The following is a 16,021-nucleotide window of genomic DNA, read 5'->3' as shown; positions in this document are numbered from 1 at the left end:
GATCAGTGATCGGCCCTGTCCCGCCGGTCAGCGAGATGGCAGCGCTTGGTCAGCGCGGCCTGACAGGGTCTGGACCTCTGAGTGGATCGTGGTACTCGATCGGGGATCCGCTCACGCGGCTGACGGCGGGCCACTGAGGAGTCTGTGGGGTCTGCTCAGCGGCAGAGGTCGGGCGGGGGTGCGTCCGGCGTCGTCTGGCTGCCGCCCACAGGGAGACCCCCAGCTCCTGTCGGCGGCCCCGGCCCATCCGTGGTCGCGGCGCAACCACGGCTGCGGATGGGCGTCTGGGGATTTCGGGGACGACGCGGCGACGCGTGTTGTTGTGGGCAGTATTCCAGGGGAGGACGAAAAACCGTGCAGAAGCTTGCGGCAAGGGATGCGTGGAACTCGGCTCCGGTGCCGAATCCGCGCAATGAGAGAAACGAACGGGACGACAGCCAGATCATGGCTACCAGGGTGGGGCTGCAATTCCCGGACGGCCTTCAGTTCGAGGACTGGCAGGACGCCGGCCCCAAGATCTTCCGGGTCGCGACCTCGTCCGCCTGGTGCCTCGGCGACTGGCTCGTCTACGGCCAGGAGCGATACGACAACCGCTACCGCCGGGCCATCGACGCCGCCGGCCTCGACTACCAGACGCTGCGGAACTACGCGTGGGTCGCGCGGCGCTTCGACATCTCCCGCCGGCGCAGCGACCTGAGCTTCCAGCACCACGCCGAGGTCGCCTCGCTGCCGACCGCCGAACAGGACAGGTGGCTGGACCTCGCCCAGCAGCACAAGTGGTCCCGCAACCACCTCAGGAAGCAGCTGCGCGGCGGACCGGCCGAGGTGGCGGAGCTGCCGCCATCGGTCTCGGCGCTGCCTCGCCTTCAGGTCGCCCGCGAGCGCCTGGACGGCTGGCGCCGGGCCGCGGAGGAGTCGGGCAGCGAGCTGGAGCACTGGGTCCTCGCCGCCCTCGACCGCGCCGCGGCGCAGGCGCTGGAACAGCAGGCGCTCGAACAGCAGGCGCTCGAACAGGGCGTCGACGCCTGAGACCCGGCCGGGCGGGTCGCCGTGGGCCAGCTCACGGCGACCGGCCCTGCCCCCGCCTGACGCTGCGTGCCCGGCCTCCCGTTAGGGTGGTCTCGACCGTTGTCACACTGGTCCCGGCGGGGGCCGTTTTGACCCCGGCTACACCCAACCGGTATCTTCCTACGTTGTTGTGCGGTACCTAGCGCGACGCGTTGTGCCGTATCCCAAGTTCGGCCCACTGCGATCTGGCTGGTGCGGCCGCCGCAATGACACCCCAGACGCAAGCGACGACGAGGTAGACCCGTGCGCACGTACAGCCCGAAGCCCGGCGAGGTGACCCGCACCTGGCATGTGATCGACGCCCAGGACGTGGTGCTCGGCCGGCTTGCCACGCAGGTCGCGACGCTGCTGCGCGGCAAGCACAAGCCCACCTACGCCCCGCATGTCGACACCGGCGACTTCGTCGTCGTCATCAACGCGGACAAGGTGGCGCTCACCGGTAACAAGCGTGACCAGGAGTTCGTTTACCGGCACAGCGGCCACCCCGGCGGCTTGAAGAAGCGGTCGTTCGGTGAGGTGCTCGACACCCACCCGGAGCGGCTGGTGGAGAAGGCGATCAAGGGCATGCTGCCCCACAGTCGCCTTGGCCGCGCGATGGGCGGAAAGTTGAAGGTCTACGCAGGCCCCAACCACCCCCACACCGCGCAGCAGCCGCAGCCCTTCGAGATCACCAAGATCGCCCAGTGACCGGCGACGAGCACACCGAGGAAGTCCCTGTGACCACTCCAGACACCGAGGCCGTTGAGGCCGTCGAGGCCGAGGTCGTCGTTGACGACGCGACCGAGACCCCGGAGGCGGTAGAGGCCTCCGAGGTCGAGGAGGAGGCCGCCCCGGCCGCCGAGCAGCCCGTCGTCCGGACGCTGCCGGCCGGCGCGCACCACCTCGCGCAGACCGTTGGTCGCCGCAAGGAGGCGATTGTCCGCGTCCGGCTCATCCCGGGCAACGGCAAGTTCACCCTCAACGGCAAGACCATGGACCAGTACTTCCCCAACAAGGTGCACCAGCAGCTCATCCGTGAGCCCCTGGTCATCCTGGAGAAGCTCGAGTCCTTCGACGTCATCGCCACCCTCACCGGCGGCGGCACCTCGGGTCAGGCCGGCGCGCTGCGCCTGGCCATCGCCCGCGCCCTCATCGAGGTCGAGATCGAGGACCGCCCGGCCCTGAAGAAGGCCGGCTTCCTCACTCGTGACCCGAGGGCCAAGGAGCGCAAGAAGTACGGCCTGAAGAAGGCCCGTAAGGCGCCTCAGTACAGCAAGCGCTGACAACTGGCTCCCTGGACAGGGAGCCGGCACAGATCCATCCTGCGGGAGCAGCAAGTTCATCGGAACTGCTGCTCCCGTAGTGTTTTCCGAGGTAGTTCGGCCAATATCGCGGAGGTTGCTTCGATCATGGCCCGCCTGTTCGGCACCGATGGGGTGCGCGGCCTAGCCAACGCCGACCTGACTCCGGAGCTGGCGCTTTCGGTGGCCGCCTCGGCCGCACGCGTGCTCGCCGAGCACGACCGGTCGCACCGGCCGGTCGCCGTGCTCGGCAGAGATCCCAGGGCGAGCGGTGAGATGCTGGAGGCGGCCGTCACCGCGGGCCTCGCCTCGGCGGGCGCCGACGTGCTGCGGGTGGGGGTGCTGCCGACGCCCGCGGTCGCCTACCTGGTCGCGAACCTGGCCGCCGACCTCGGCGTGATGATCTCCGCCTCGCACAACCCGATGCCGGACAACGGCGTGAAGCTGTTCGCGGCGGGCGGCCACAAGCTCCCGGACACCGTCGAGGACGAGATCGAGCAGTGGCTGGACAACCACGGCGACCGGCCGGTCGGCGGGGCCGTCGGCCGGGTCCGTGACGTCGCCGACGCCGTGACCAGGTACGTGGACCACCTGCTCTCGGCGTCCCCGCAGCACCTCGGCGGGCTGCGCGTGGTGGTGGACTGCGCGAACGGCGCCGCGTCCTTCGCGGCCCCCGAGGCGTACCGCAGGGCGGGCGCCGAAGTGATCGCCATCCACGCCGACCCCGACGGCGTGAACATCAACGACGGCTGCGGCTCCACCCACCTCGACGTGCTGCGCGCCGCCGTCCTCGAGCACGGCGCCGACCTCGGCATCGCGCACGACGGGGACGCCGACCGCTGCCTCGCCGTCGACGCGACCGGCGCGGCCGTGGACGGCGACCAGATCATGGCGGTGCTCGCGCTGGCCATGAAGGACGCTGGCGAGCTGGTGCAGGACACGCTGGTCGCGACCGTGATGAGCAACCTCGGATTGCACCTGGCGATGCGCGAGCACGGGGTGACGCTGCGCACCACCTCGGTCGGCGACCGGTACGTGCTCGAGGAGCTGCGAACCGGCGGCTACTCGCTCGGCGGCGAGCAGTCCGGGCACGTGGTGCTGCCCTCGCACGCCACCACCGGCGACGGCCTGCTGACCGCGCTGCGGCTGATGGGGCGGATGGCGGCCACCGGCCGATCCCTCGCCGACCTCGCCTCGGTGATGCGCCAGCTGCCGCAGGTGCTGGTGAACGTGCAGGTCAGCGACAAGGCCGCGGTCGCGGCGGCCCCCTCGGTGAGCGAGGCCGTCGCCGCCGCCCAGGCCGAGCTCGGCGAGCAGGGCAGGGTGCTGTTGCGCCCATCGGGCACCGAGCAGCTGGTCAGGGTCATGGTGGAGGCGGCGAGCCAGGAGGACGCACAGGCCTTCGCCCAGCACCTCGCCGGGGTGGTCTCCTCGGTGCGCTGAGCCGTCCGCCCCACCCGAGTCGCCGACGAGGCCGCTCCGCGCGTTCGCGGGGCGGCCTTGTGGCGTCGTGCTTGGGTTTCCCGGATTTGGGGCGCGCGAGGGCAAGGTTCCTGTCAGGATCGGAAACCAAGTCGCCCGCGTCTGCGTCGAAGGTCCAGGTCGGCTTGGCCGAAGTAATCTGTGCGTGGTGCGCGTGACTCACGTGCCGCGGAGGGGAGTGGGGTCCGGTGGCGGGTTACGAGACTAGTACCGAGGCGATGGGGACGGCGTCGAAAGCCATCTCCAACACCGCCACGGACACCGGCAAGACGCTGGAGAAGATCGCGCCGACGCCGATCGCGGACGCGGACTTCGGGGTGAAGCACACGTCGCACGCCGCCGACTACAAGGCCGGCATCGACCAGCTCGGCGCGGCAGTGAAGGGCATGGACGGCGCGTGGACCGGCTTCGCGGCCTCGCTCGCCGGTGCGGGTTCCACCTACGGGAGCACCGAGGACAACAACTCCAGCACCTTCAACAACAACAAGGGGTAGGCGATGGCCAACAAGAAGTGGGAAGACGTCAAGGCCGTCCTCGACAACCCCGACGTCTCGCCGGACAAGAAGAAGGAACTGCTCCAGGCGTGGACGATGAACACGCCGCCCAAGGACATTCCGAAGGACACAGACAACTACATCAAGGAATACAACGCCCAGAACTACAACTATGGCGGCGGTAGGTACGGCGGCGGCATGGGCTCCGGGTCCTACGCCGGGCACATGGACAAGCAGGTCGACGACGCCTACAACAAGGCGCAGAGCGAGGCCACCGATCGCGGCTACAACGCCAGCGAGCAGGGCAAGGCCGTCGACCAGGGCAAGAAGGACCTCCAGGCCAAGACCGCGCCCGCTTCCGGCGGCGTCGGCACGAAGACCTCGGACGAGATCTTCGATGCGGTCAAGTCCTCGTTGAAGGTCTTCGACACCTGGATCCCGATCTGGAACAAGATCCCGGCCGACTGCGTTGGCACCACGAACAAGCTGGACTACGGCAAGGACATCGAGACCCGCTACAACGAGCAGCGGGGGATCAACTTCGGCAAGTTCATGACCGAGTCCGACGAGCTGACCAAGGCCAAGGGCACCGTCGAGACCGCGACGACGGACGTCAAGAACGACCTCAACACGCTGTACGGCCAGTGGTCCGGCCAGGCGGCCAAGGCCTCCTACGACCACTACGACAAGGACATCGCGCCGCACCTGCCCGAGCTGTCCACCCAGCTCGGCGGCACCGGGACGCTGATCGCGACCACCGTCAAGAACGTCTTCGACTCGTGCAAGAACAAGGCCGACGAGGTCTCCAAGCTCTACGCGAACGAGATGGGCGCGGCGACCACGTACATGGCCGAGAAGGTCATCGACATCGCCAACGGCGGTGACATCAACCGCGACAAGCTCAACGACATCGCCGCCTGGGTGGACGCCAACGTCCCCGGCAGCACCCTGCGCCAGATGCTCAACGACGACAGCTGCGGTCTGAACGACGAGACCAAGGACTACGCGAAGGGCCAGTGCAAGAAGTGGGTCAGGGAGTCCTTCAAGACGGACTTCTGGGACGGCCACTACCAGATGTTCAAGAAGATCTGCGACGACACGATCACGCAGGTCGACGGGTACTGGCAGACCCTGACCGACTACATGAAGCAGTACCAGAACAACTTCCCGGCGGCCGGCAACGGCGGCGGCAACAACGGCATCACCGCACCGAGCGGCTCCGGTAGCGGCAGCGGTTCTGGTTCTGGCTCTGGCGGCGGTTCCGGCTCCGGCGGTGGCAGCGGTTCCGGCGGTGGCGGCAGCCACCCGAGCGGTGGCGGCGGCGTCCCCGGCGGCGGCAGCGGCTCCGGTTCTGGTGGCGGCAGTGGCTCCGGCGGCGGTGGCGGCGACGACGCCCAGAAGAAGGCCGAAGAGGCGAGGAAGAAGGGCGAGGAAGAGGCGAAGAAGGCCCAGGACGACCTCAAGAAGAAACAGGACGAGCAGCTCAAGCAGCTCAAGGACCACGGCGGCGGCGTGCCTGGCGGCGGCGGTGACGGCAGCGGCGGCGGCGGCAAGGAGACCGGCACCCCCGGTAAGGACGACCACGGCGGCGGTGGCGGCTCCGGTGGCGGCGGTGACCAGAACGGCGGCCCGGGTGGCGGCGGCCTCCCCGGCGAGCACAAGCCGACCGACAGCGTGCAGATCAAGGACGGCGACAAGCAGATCAAGGTCGGTGAGCCCGACAAGCAGACGGGCCACACGGAGATCACCGTCACCGGTCCCGACGGCAAGCCCAAGACCTACGACGTGGACTTCGGCAACGGCCAGCAGGGACAGCCAGGCCACCCGGGGCCTGGGCTGCCGGGACAGCACCACGTGCCTGGCCAGATGATGCCCGTCGGCGTCAGCACGGGCGGGGGCCTGACCCACCCCGGCGCGGTCGGTGTGCCAGGCACGGTCGACGCGAACGGCGACATCCCGATCAAGGCCGGTCCCGACGGCAAGGCCGTCATCCACGACGGCAACATGACGATGATCGCGGAGATCGACCCGAAGACCGGCGACGTGAAGCTGCACGTCGACAACGGCGACGGCAAGCCGGCCAACGACTACGACGTCGGCTTCGCGGACAAGGACAAGGCGTCCGGCGCGGGTCCGGTGGACGGCAGGCTCCACGAGACGCACCCCGTGCTCGGCCGCATGCAGCCGGGCATCGGCATGCCCATCGGCACGGAGATGCCGGCGGAGTTCGGCACCTCGGCGCAGGGCGCGTCGTTCGGTCCCGACTCGTCGTTCACCAGCATCCAGGACCAGGCGGCCCCCGGTGACCCCGGCACGGCGAGCAGCGGCGTCGCGGGCGGCGAGGTCGGCGCCCCGACCGCCACGCCCGTCGGGGCCAGCCTCCCCGGCGGCTCGCCCGTCGGCGACGGAGCGCCGTGGCACACCGGCTCGTCCGGGGTGGTCCAGGACCCCGGCTTCAGCCAGTGGACGACGCCGTCGCACGAGGCCATGCCGATGCACGAGGCCATGCCGTTGCACGAGGCGCAGGCCGGCCACATGTCGATCGGTCAGCCGGTCGAGCACCCGCTGGCGACCACGGCGTCCGGCGCGTCGCTGCTCGGCGACTCCGGCGGCTCGGCGTCGAGCTGGGCGAGCCCCGGCGACAACGCGCACCACGCCATGGGGGCGGGCGGCAACAGCGCCTGGGGCGCCCTGTCCAGCGAACAGCACTGGCAGGACCACTCGCCGCAGCACCAGGGCCTCGGCGACACGCACGCACAGCAGGTCGGCGACCAGGGCGGCGCGCCGTCGCTCGGCTCCATGCACGACGACCACGCCGGCGCCGCGCCCGCCCAGCAGGGCGCGCCGTCGATGGGCGGCATGGGTGGCGGTATGGGCGGCGGCATGCCGCCGATGGGTGGCGGCGGGCACGGCGGCGGCGGTGGCGGCGACCACGAGCGCGGCGCGAGCCAGTGGCGCACCACGGGCAAGCTGTTCGACGACGAGGACGACCCGGCCAAGCGCAGGGTGCGTGGTGGCGTTCTCGGCGACGACCGGCGATGATCGAAGGCAGGGGCGGGCCGGGGCGGCGCCGCGGTAGCGAGGAGTAGGCATGAGCGAGCTTGCGAGCGAATCATTCAACGCAGCGCGCCACCGTGCGCTCATGCCCTCGACGAGCGCTAGCGAGGAGACGGCATGAGCGCGGAAGATCGGCTGAACGCGGCGCTGGCCAAGCAGGACGTGATCACCCGCGAGCACGCGGAGCGTCGGGACCTACGGGAGCGGCGCGGCAATGAGCTGGCGGCCCAGTCCAAGGAGGGCTTCGCCAAGCAGGGCCAGCTCATGGGGAAGTTCTTCGAGCGCATGCAGGAGATGAACAAGAAGCAGAAGGCGGCGGGCGGCTGGGGCACCTCAGCGGCGACGGAGAAGGACTCCGGCGTGCTCAACATGGGCTTCGAGGACGACACCGAGCAGCCCAAGGACGAGTTCGACGACTACCGGCCCGCGCCGGGCGGCTGGGGCGCGCAGCCCGAGCCGGTCGTCGAGGCGCCCGCGCCGCCTCCGCCGCCCCCGGCGGCCCCGACCCGCGCGTCGCGGCGGTCGGTGCAGCACTCGGACGACGATGACGACCTGTCCGGCCAGAGCTGGCTCACCTGAGCCGACACCTGCGATTGGCTACACCACGACCCGGCACCCGGTGTGCCGGGTCGTGGCGCGTTCGGGTCGTGGTGCGGTCGAGTCAGGAGGACGCGCTGAGGCGCGGGGTGAGCGGGCCCCGGCCGTAGCTGAGTTCCGCGCCGCGCACGTCGTTCTGTAGCAACGCGTCGTAGGTCTTCACACCGGTGAGCGCGCGCAGCAGGAACGCGGTCAGCAGCGCCCTGCCCAGCCGCTGCGTTGCGCGCTCGGCGTGGCCGTCGAGCAGCAGGTCGCTCCAGTGCCGTCCCTCGACGACGCCGAGGTGGCTGGCCTTGGTGAGGCTGCGCAGCTGGACCGAGCCGCCCCACGCCTGCGCGATGGCCTCGGCGTGCCCGACCGGCGGCGCGATGCGATCCTGGCCGGCGGCCAGGTGCAGGCCGGGGACGGTGCACCGCCGCGCGGCCTCCAGCGCGGACGGCCTGGTCTCCGCGGCCGCGACGGTGGCGACGGCCTTGACCCGGTCGTCCTCGGCGGCGGCGAGCACGGCGCAGCCGCCGCCCATCGAGTGGCCGACGAGTGCGAGCTTGCTCTCGTTCACGCTGATCGCGCCGTCGCCGAGGCGCACGCCGGTGCACACGTCCAGGGTGGTGCGCAGGTCGGCGGCGAACAGCCGGTGCGAGGGCAGCGGGCCGCGCTGGGTGGCGGGCGCCGCGGCGACGAAGCCCCAGGACGCGAGGTGCCGAAGCAGTCCCCGGTAGCGGGTCGGCGGCTGGAGCCAGCCGTGTCCGAAGGCCACCGCGGGCAGTCCGAGCCCGGATTTGGGCGTGAACACGACACCAGGCATGCCCACCAGGGCCAGGTCGCCCCGCAACACCTCGTGCGGTCCTGGCCGGCTGAGCTCGTCAAGGGACTGTTTGGCCGTGTGCGCCATGACCGGAAACGCTAGCCGATCCCCGGCCGGGCGCGCCGGTCGCGTCCGGGACCGCGGGCAAGCCCGCGAGCGGTGTCATTGGTCTATACCAAAGGAGTGATCGACACGGTCGTTACCAGCGGAAACCGAGACCCTTGACACTTTCGAGTTACCGCTGTGGTCTAGCTACGCTGTGCCGCGTGTGCGGAATCGTGGGTTACGTGGGGCATCGGTCGGCGTTGGACGTCGTGTTGGACGGGTTGCGGAGGCTGGAGTACCGGGGTTACGACTCGGCCGGCGTCGCGATGCTGGACGGCCAGGGCGGGCTGAGGGTGGAACGCAAGGCCGGTCGGCTGGCCAACCTCGAGGCGCGCCTGGACGAGGTCGGGCGGGACGGCCTGGCCGGCACGACCGGCATCGGCCACACCCGGTGGGCCACGCACGGCGCGCCGATCGACAAGAACTCCCACCCGCACCGCGACGCGACCGGCCGGGTCGCCGTCGTGCACAACGGCATCATCGAGAACTTCGTGGCGCTGCGGTCGGAGTTGGAGGCCGAGGGCGTCGAGCTGTCCAGCGACACCGACACCGAGACCGCGGCGCACCTGGTCGGCCGCGCCTACCGGGACGGGGAGACCGCGGGCGACCTGCCGGCCAGTGTGCGGGCGGTGTGTCGCCGGTTGGAGGGCGCGTTCACGCTGGTGGTCACCCACGGCGACGAGCCGGGCATGGTGGTCGCGGCGCGGCGGTCCTCGCCGCTGGTGGTCGGAGTCGGCGACGGTGAGACGTTCGTGGCCTCCGACGTGGCGGCGTTCATCGAGCACACCCGCGACGCGGTGGAGCTGGGTCAGGACCAGGTCGTGGTGATCACCCGCGAGGGTTACGAGGTGACCGACTTCCACGGTGAGCCGGCGCGGGCCACGCCGTTTCGGGTGGACTGGGACCTGTCGGCCGCGGAGAAGGGCGGGCATGAGTACTTCATGCTCAAGGAGATCGAGGAGCAGCCCGAGGCGTTGGCCAACACGCTGCGCGGGCACTTCGTCAACGGCCGGATCGTGCTCGACGAGCAGCGCATGTCCGACCAGGACCTGCGGGACGTCGACAAGGTCTTCGTGATCGCCTGCGGCTCCAGCTACCACGCGGGCCTGGTCGCGAAGTACGCGATCGAGCATTGGTGCCGGCTGCCGGTGGAGGTGGAGCTGGCCTCGGAGTTCCGCTACCGGGACCCGGTGCTGGACCGGGACACGTTGGTGGTGGCGATCTCGCAGTCCGGCGAGACCGCCGACACACTGGAGGCCGTGCGGCACGCCCGGGAGCAGAAGGCGCGGGTGTTGGCGATCTGCAACACCAACGGGGCGCAGATCCCGCGGGAGTCCGACGCCGTGCTCTACACGCACGCGGGTCCGGAGATCGGGGTGGCCTCGACCAAGGCGTTCCTGGCCCAGATCGTGGCCAACTACCTGGTCGGGCTCGCGTTGGCGCAGGCGCGGGGCACGAAGTATCCCGACGAGGTGGCGCGGGAGTTCGCCGAGCTGGAGGCGATGCCCGACGCCGTCTCGCGGGTGTTGACCACGGTGGAGCGAGTGCGGGCGCTCGGTCGTGAGCTGGCCGATTCCAAGGCGGTGCTGTTCCTGGGCCGGCACGTCGGGTTCCCGGTCGCGTTGGAAGGTGCGCTCAAGCTGAAGGAACTGGCGTACATGCACGCGGAGGGCTTCGCCGCTGGCGAGCTCAAGCACGGCCCGATCGCGTTGATCGAGGAGGGTCTGCCCGTCGTCGTGGTGATGCCCTCGCCGAAGGGGCGGGCGGTGTTGCACTCGAAGCTGGTGTCCAACATCAGCGAGATTCAGGCGCGGGGCGCGCGCACGATCGTGATCGCCGAGGAGGGTGACGAGACGGTGCGGCCGTTCGCGGATCACCTGATCGAGATCCCGGCGGTGCCGACGTTGTTGCAGCCGTTGGTGTCCACGGTGCCGTTGCAGGTGTTGGCGGCCGAGATCGCCCGCAGCCGGGGCTACGACGTGGACAAGCCCCGCAACCTCGCCAAGTCCGTCACCGTCGAGTAGGGCCTGCCCTGAACGACGCCTCCATGACCTTCGGCGACGGGCGTGGCAGGCTCGGGGCATGACGGGCGTGTGGACGGTGGACCACGTGCGGGCGGCCGAGGACAAGGTGCTCGCCAGGACCCCGGACGGCGCGCTGATGCGCCGCGCGGCGTTCGGCGTGGCCACGGCCGCAGCCGGGATGCTCGCCGAGCGCGTCGGCGGTTTGCGGGCTGGCGGCTCGCGGGTCGGTGGCGTGCCGGGTCGGCGGGTCGTGCTGCTGGTCGGCGCCGGCAACAACGGCGGCGACGCGCTGTTTGCCGGCGCGTTCCTGCGCAGGCGCGGGGTGCGGGTCACCGCGGTGCTGCTCGACCCCGAGCGCGCGCACGCCGCCGGGCTCGCCGCGCTGGTGCGGCTCGGCGGCCGGATCGCGCCTGCCGACGACTGCCCCGGCGTGCTGGAGTCGGCCGACCTCGTGGTGGACGGCATCGTCGGGCTGTCCGCGCGCGGCCCGCTGCGGCCGGCCGCAGCCGAGCTGGTGCGCCGGATCTCGGCGCCGGTGCTCGCCGTCGACCTGCCGAGCGGCGTCGACCCGGACACGGGCGCCGTGGCCGGCCCCTCGGTGCGCGCGGACGTCACCGTGACCTTCGGCTGCCGCAAGCCCGCGCACGTGCTCAGCCCCGGCGCGGCGCGCTGCGGGACCGTGCGGGTGGTGGACCTCGGCCTGCTGCCCGAGCTCGGCGAGCCGGACCTGGTGCTGCTCGACCCGGCCGAGATCGGTCGCCGGTGGCCGGTGCCGGGACCGGCCGACGACAAGTACACCCAGGGCGTGACGGGGGTGGCCGCCGGTTCGGCGGCGTACCCGGGAGCCGCGGTGCTGGCGACCGGATCCGCGCTGCTGGCCACCTCGGGCATGGTGCGCTACGGCGGTCACGCCGCGGACGCCGTGCGGGCGCACTGGCCCGAGGCGGTCACCACCGGGTCGATCGCCGACGCGGGCCGGGTGCAGTCCTGGGTGGTCGGGCCGGGTCTCGGCACCGGCTCGGGAGGGGCCGAGGCGCTGTCGACGGTGCTCGGGGCCGGTGTGCCGGTGTGCGCGGACGCCGACGCGATCACCCTGCTCGGCGCGCACCCGGAGCTGTGGGACGCCAGGGACCCCGACACGCCCATGGTGCTCACCCCGCACGACCGTGAGTTCGCCCGCCTCGCCGGGGACGTCGGCCCCGACCGGGTCGCGGCGGCGCGCCGGGCGGCCCGGCGTTTCGGCGCGGTGGTGCTGCTCAAGGGCAACAGCACGGTGGTGGCCGCGCCGGACGGCCGCGTGCTGGTGAACAGCGCGACCACGGCCTGGGCGGCGACGGCGGGCTCGGGCGACGTGCTGTCCGGGCTGATCGGCGCGCTGCTCGCGGCCGGGGTGGATCCGTGGTTCGCCGCGGGAGCCGCCGCGCGGCTGCACGTGCTCGCGGCCGAACTGGCCGCCGACGGCGCGCCAGCGCCCGCCTCGGCGCTGATGCGCTCGATCCCGGCCGCGATCCGCGCCATCCGCGCCGAAGCGCGGTGAGCGCGGGCATCGGCCCTGGTCCGAGCGTCGGCGTCGGCGCAGGTAGGAGCGCGGGCGCCGGGGCTCGGGGACGCGGGTCACGGCGGGCACTCAGTCTCTTGTGGAACCATGAAGGCGTCATGACTGCCACTCAGCTCGCTCCGGCGCGCGCAGAGGTCCTCGTCGACCTCGACGCCCTCCGGCACAACGTCGCCCTGCTCGCCGACCTCGCCGCCGGGTCCGGCGCGGCCACCATGGCCGTGGTGAAGGCCGACGGCTACGGGCACGGCGCGGTCGAGGTGGCCAGGGCCGCGCTGGCCGCCGGGGCCACCTGGCTGGGGTCGTGTTCGCTGGCCGAGGCGCTGGCCCTGCGCGCGGCCGGCATCACCGCGCCGACGCTGAGCTGGCTGGACGTGCCCGGCGAGGACCTATCGGCAGGCGTGGCCGAGGACATCGACCTCTCGGCCTCCTCGCCGGACGGCCTGCGCGCCGTCGTGGCCGCGGCCCGCGCCGCCGGCCGCCGCGCCAGGGTGCACCTCAAGATCGACACCGGCCTGTCCCGCAACGGCTGCCCCCCGGCGGACTGGCCAGCGCTGGTCGCCGAGGCCAAACAGGCCCAGGACGACGGGGACGTCGACGTCGTCGCGGTCTGGTCGCACCTGGCCTGCGCCGACGAACTCGACAACCCCGTGACCGACGACCAGGCGCGCTGCTTCGCCGAGGCCTACCGCGTCGCCGTCGCCGCCGGGCTGCGGCCGATGCGCCACCTGGCCAACTCCGCCGCCACGCTGACCAGGCCGGACCTGCACTTCGACCTGGTCCGGCCGGGCATCGCGATCTACGGCCTCAACCCGGTGCCCACGGCGACCCCGCTGCGGCCGGTGATGAGCTTCCGCTCCTCGGTGGCGCTCACCAAGCGCGTGCCGGCCGGGCAGTCCGTCTCCTACGGCCACACCTGGACCGCCGAGCGCGCGACCACGCTCGCCCTCGTGCCGGTCGGCTACGCCGACGGCGTCCCGCGCATGCTGTCCGGCCGCATGCAGGCGTGGCTGGCCGGCCGCCGCCGCCAGGTGGTCGGCCGGATCTGCATGGACCAGCTGCTGGTGGACTGCGGCGACGACCACGTCGAGACCGGCGCCGAGGTGCTGCTGTTCGGCCCTGGCGACCGTGGCGAGCCGACCGCCCGCGAGTGGGCCGACACGCTCGGCACCATCGACTACGAGATCGTCACCGGCATGTACCGGCCAAGGGTGCGCCGCGTGTACGGCGGAACCCCGTGAGCTCGGTCTGGAAGACCGTCGGCTGGGTCGGCGGCGTCGTCGGCGCGGCCGCGACCGGCGCGGTGGTCAGCGTGGCCGCGCACAGCGCGCGGGTGTCCTCGCAGCGCCGCAAGGCCGACGACCCGCTCGCCGAGGAGCCGCTCGGCGAGCTGGCCCCGGACCGCGAGTCCACGGTGGCCGCCGACGACGGCGTGCCGATCTCCGTCGAGGAGGTCGACCCCGACGACGGCGGCGAGCCCGAGCTGACCGTCGTGCTGGTGCACGGCTTCTCCCTGGACCGCCGCTGCTGGCACTTCCAGCGCCGCGACCTCGCCGCGCTGCACGAGCCGAGGGTCCGCCAGGTGCTCTACGACCAGCGCGGGCACGGCCGGTCCGGGACGGGCACGACCGAGGCGAGCACGATCGACCAGCTGGCCAGGGACCTGGACGCGGTGCTGCGCGCCGTCGTCCCGGACGGCCCGCTGGTGCTCGTCGGCCACTCGATGGGCGGCATGACGATCATGGCGCTGGCCGAGCAGCGCCCGGAGCTGTTCGTCGAACGCGTGCGCGGCGTCGCCCTGATCGGCACCTCGGCGGGCGAGGTCGGCGGGGCCGGGTTGCCGGCGGCCATGCTGTCGCGGCACAACCCGGTGACGCTCGGGCTCGGCAGGCTGGCCGGCTGGCAGCCCGGTGTCGTCGAGTGGGCCCGCCGCACCGGGGACCAGCTGACCTGGAGCGCGATCCGCTCGCTCGCCTTCGGCGACCGCAAGGTCAGCCCGGCGCTGGTCGACCTGATGCAGCGGATGATCAACGGCACCCCGGTGCGGGTGCTCACCGACTTCCTGGAGACTCTCGGCACGCACAACCGGTACCGGGCGCTGGTCGGCCTCCGGCACTGCGAGGTGCTGGTGATCAGCGGCGACGCGGACCGGCTCACGCCGTCCTCGCACGCCGAGCGGATCGCCGAGGAGATCCCCGACGGGGAGCTGGTCGTGGTGCCCGGCGCCGGGCACATGGTGATGCTGGAGCAGCCGGACCTGGTCACCGGGCACCTGGTCGGCCTGCTGCGACGAAGCGCCGCCGCCGGACCGGCGGACGAGCCGCGACGGTGGTGGAGACGAGCGTGAACGTGAGCGAGATGGACACGACAGTCGTGCGGACGCTGCGGTTGCCGGAGGTGACCGACACCGAGCGGTTCGGCGCGCGGCTCGGCGGGCAGCTGCGGGGCGGTGACCTGGTGTTGCTGTCCGGGCCGCTCGGCGCAGGCAAGACGGCCCTGGTGCGCGGCCTCGCCGTCGGCCTCGGGGTGACCGGGCGGGTCAGCTCGCCGACGTTCGTGATCGCGCGCGTGCACCAGCCAGCGCCGGACGGGCGCGGGGTGCCGCTCGTGCACGTGGACGCCTACCGGCTCGGCGGCCGCCTCGACGAGCTGGACGACCTCGACCTCGACACCGACCTGGTCGACGCGGCCGTCGTGGTGGAGTGGGGCGAGGGCGTCGCGGACCGGCTGTCCGCCGACTACCTGCTGATCCGGCTGGAACGGCAGGACGACGACGTGCGCATCGCCAGCCTCGAACCGCACGGTTATTGGCTCGATCGGGACCTGACCGCGCTCTAGGCTCGCCGCATGCGGGCAGTGATCTTCGACTGGGGCGGCACGCTCACCCCGTGGCTGACCATGGACCACCTGGCCATCTGGCGCAGCTACGCCGACGTCGTGCACCCCGACGACCCGCTCCGCGCCGCCGAGCTCGCCTCGGCCCTGTTGACCGCCGAGAACGCGGCGTGGGACGTGGCGCGGGTCGAGCACCGGGCGTTCACGCTCGGCCAGGTGCTGGCCGCCGCCGAGGCGCCCGAGCTGGCCGAGGCGCTGGCCGCGTTCTGGCTTTCCTGGCAGCCCGCCACGCACACCGACCCCGACGTCGCCCCGCTGCTCACCGCGCTGCGCGAGCGGGACATCCGGGTCGGCGTGCTGTCCTCCACCGCGTGGCCGGCCGCCTGGCACGAGGAGGTGCTGCGCCGCGACGGCGTGCTCGACCTGTTCGACGCCTGCGTGTGGAGCAGCGATCTGCCCTGGACCAAGCCGCACCCCGAGGCGTTCCGCGCCGCGATGGCCGCCGTCGGCGTCACCGACCCGGCCGACTGCGTGTACGTGGGCGACCGGCCCTACGACGACATCAGCGGGGCCAAGGGCGTCGGCATGCGCGCGGTGCTCGTGCCGCACAGCACGATCCCCGCCGAGCAGCAGGTGCCCGTCGACGCGCGGCCCGACGCGGTGATCCAGCGGCTGGCGGACCTGCTGCCCGTCGTCGACGGCTGGCGGTCCCGCTAACC

The 16,021-nt window shown here is 72.2% G+C and carries 14 protein-coding genes; 13 read left to right on the top strand and 1 reads right to left on the bottom strand.

The features are described from left to right. Positions 1-444: 444 nt before the first annotated feature. The 7 genes from F0L68_RS06260 to F0L68_RS06230 all read left to right on the top strand — a co-directional run bounded on the left by F0L68_RS06260 (position 445) and on the right by F0L68_RS06230 (position 7,960). Entirely contained in the window at positions 445-1,029 is a 585-nt protein-coding gene (locus F0L68_RS06260; RefSeq protein WP_149848493.1) for an LmbU family transcriptional regulator, read from the top strand. A 282-nt stretch (positions 1,030-1,311) separates the two neighbouring features. Further along, positions 1,312-1,755 (top strand): 50S ribosomal protein L13, encoded by a 444-nt coding sequence (gene rplM, locus F0L68_RS06255; RefSeq protein ID WP_149848492.1) that lies wholly within the window; start codon positions 1,312-1,314, stop codon positions 1,753-1,755. A 29-nt stretch (positions 1,756-1,784) separates the two neighbouring features. Then, positions 1,785-2,330, top strand: coding sequence for a 30S ribosomal protein S9 (gene rpsI / locus F0L68_RS06250; RefSeq protein ID WP_149848491.1), 546 nt, complete (start codon positions 1,785-1,787; stop codon positions 2,328-2,330). A gap of 126 nt (positions 2,331-2,456) precedes the next feature. Next, positions 2,457-3,791, top strand: coding sequence for a phosphoglucosamine mutase (gene glmM, locus F0L68_RS06245; protein WP_149848490.1), 1,335 nt, complete (start codon positions 2,457-2,459; stop codon positions 3,789-3,791). Between the two features lie 257 nt (positions 3,792-4,048). Next, the gene (locus tag F0L68_RS06240; RefSeq protein ID WP_149848489.1) at positions 4,049-4,324 is read left to right on the top strand and encodes a hypothetical protein; all 276 of its coding nucleotides are present in this window, start codon (positions 4,049-4,051) and stop codon (positions 4,322-4,324) included. A gap of 3 nt (positions 4,325-4,327) precedes the next feature. Next, positions 4,328-7,366, top strand: a complete 3,039-nt coding sequence (locus F0L68_RS42185; RefSeq protein WP_188316420.1) for a WXG100 family type VII secretion target — start codon at positions 4,328-4,330, stop codon at positions 7,364-7,366. Positions 7,367-7,498: 132 nt separating this feature from the next. Beyond that, the gene (locus F0L68_RS06230) at positions 7,499-7,960 is read left to right on the top strand and encodes a hypothetical protein (RefSeq protein WP_149848488.1); all 462 of its coding nucleotides are present in this window, start codon (positions 7,499-7,501) and stop codon (positions 7,958-7,960) included. An 82-nt stretch (positions 7,961-8,042) separates the two neighbouring features. Here F0L68_RS06230 and F0L68_RS06225 read toward each other — a convergent pair whose 3' ends face one another. Then, a complete protein-coding gene (locus F0L68_RS06225) occupies positions 8,043-8,870 on the bottom strand; it encodes a dienelactone hydrolase family protein (RefSeq protein WP_149848487.1) in 828 nt (275 codons plus the stop codon). 179 nt (positions 8,871-9,049) lie between these two features. Between F0L68_RS06225 and glmS the strand changes: the two genes are divergently transcribed. The 6 genes from glmS to F0L68_RS06195 all read left to right on the top strand — a co-directional run bounded on the left by glmS (position 9,050) and on the right by F0L68_RS06195 (position 16,019). Beyond that, a complete protein-coding gene (gene glmS, locus F0L68_RS06220) occupies positions 9,050-10,912 on the top strand; it encodes a glutamine--fructose-6-phosphate transaminase (isomerizing) (RefSeq protein ID WP_149848486.1) in 1,863 nt (620 codons plus the stop codon). A 58-nt stretch (positions 10,913-10,970) separates the two neighbouring features. Continuing rightward, entirely contained in the window at positions 10,971-12,449 is a 1,479-nt protein-coding gene (locus F0L68_RS06215; protein WP_149848485.1) for an NAD(P)H-hydrate dehydratase, read from the top strand. A 119-nt stretch (positions 12,450-12,568) separates the two neighbouring features. Next, complete coding sequence (gene alr, locus F0L68_RS06210) at positions 12,569-13,708, top strand: alanine racemase (RefSeq protein WP_149848484.1); 1,140 nt, start codon at positions 12,569-12,571, stop codon at positions 13,706-13,708. Continuing rightward, positions 13,705-14,814, top strand: coding sequence for an alpha/beta fold hydrolase (locus F0L68_RS06205; protein WP_188316419.1), 1,110 nt, complete (start codon positions 13,705-13,707; stop codon positions 14,812-14,814). The genes alr and F0L68_RS06205 overlap by 4 nt, the downstream gene beginning before the upstream one ends. An 11-nt stretch (positions 14,815-14,825) precedes the next feature. After that, positions 14,826-15,305 carry a tRNA (adenosine(37)-N6)-threonylcarbamoyltransferase complex ATPase subunit type 1 TsaE gene (gene tsaE, locus F0L68_RS06200; protein WP_149848482.1) on the top strand — a complete coding sequence of 160 codons (480 nt, stop codon included), beginning with the start codon at positions 14,826-14,828 and terminating at the stop codon, positions 15,303-15,305. 9 nt (positions 15,306-15,314) lie between these two features. Beyond that, on the top strand, positions 15,315-16,019 hold the full coding sequence (locus F0L68_RS06195; RefSeq protein WP_149848481.1) for an HAD family hydrolase: 705 nt from the start codon (positions 15,315-15,317) through the stop codon (positions 16,017-16,019). Positions 16,020-16,021 lie beyond the last annotated feature (2 nt).

It is taken from the genome of Solihabitans fulvus (assembly GCF_008386585.1).
GTDB lineage: Bacteria > Actinomycetota > Actinomycetes > Mycobacteriales > Pseudonocardiaceae > Solihabitans > Solihabitans fulvus.
The sequence above is the reverse complement of the archived record's forward strand: the minus strand, read 5'-3'. Positions and strand labels throughout refer to the sequence as shown.

Bases quoted from the DNA above. Each gene is read 5' to 3' on its own strand.
- F0L68_RS06260 (WP_149848493.1), top strand. From the start codon at position 445: ATGGCTACCAGGGTGGGGCTGCAATTCCCGGACGGCCTTCAGTTCGAG.
- glmM (WP_149848490.1), top strand. From the start codon at position 2,457: ATGGCCCGCCTGTTCGGCACCGATGGGGTGCGCGGCCTAGCCAACGCC.
- F0L68_RS06240 (WP_149848489.1), top strand. From the start codon at position 4,049: ATGGGGACGGCGTCGAAAGCCATCTCCAACACCGCCACGGACACCGGC.
- F0L68_RS42185 (WP_188316420.1), top strand. From the start codon at position 4,328: ATGGCCAACAAGAAGTGGGAAGACGTCAAGGCCGTCCTCGACAACCCC.
- F0L68_RS06230 (WP_149848488.1), top strand. From the start codon at position 7,499: ATGAGCGCGGAAGATCGGCTGAACGCGGCGCTGGCCAAGCAGGACGTG.
- F0L68_RS06225 (WP_149848487.1), bottom strand. From the start codon at position 8,870: ATGGCGCACACGGCCAAACAGTCCCTTGACGAGCTCAGCCGGCCAGGA.
- F0L68_RS06215 (WP_149848485.1), top strand. From the start codon at position 10,971: ATGACGGGCGTGTGGACGGTGGACCACGTGCGGGCGGCCGAGGACAAG.
- alr (WP_149848484.1), top strand. From the start codon at position 12,569: ATGACTGCCACTCAGCTCGCTCCGGCGCGCGCAGAGGTCCTCGTCGAC.
- tsaE (WP_149848482.1), top strand. From the start codon at position 14,826: ATGGACACGACAGTCGTGCGGACGCTGCGGTTGCCGGAGGTGACCGAC.
- F0L68_RS06195 (WP_149848481.1), top strand. From the start codon at position 15,315: ATGCGGGCAGTGATCTTCGACTGGGGCGGCACGCTCACCCCGTGGCTG.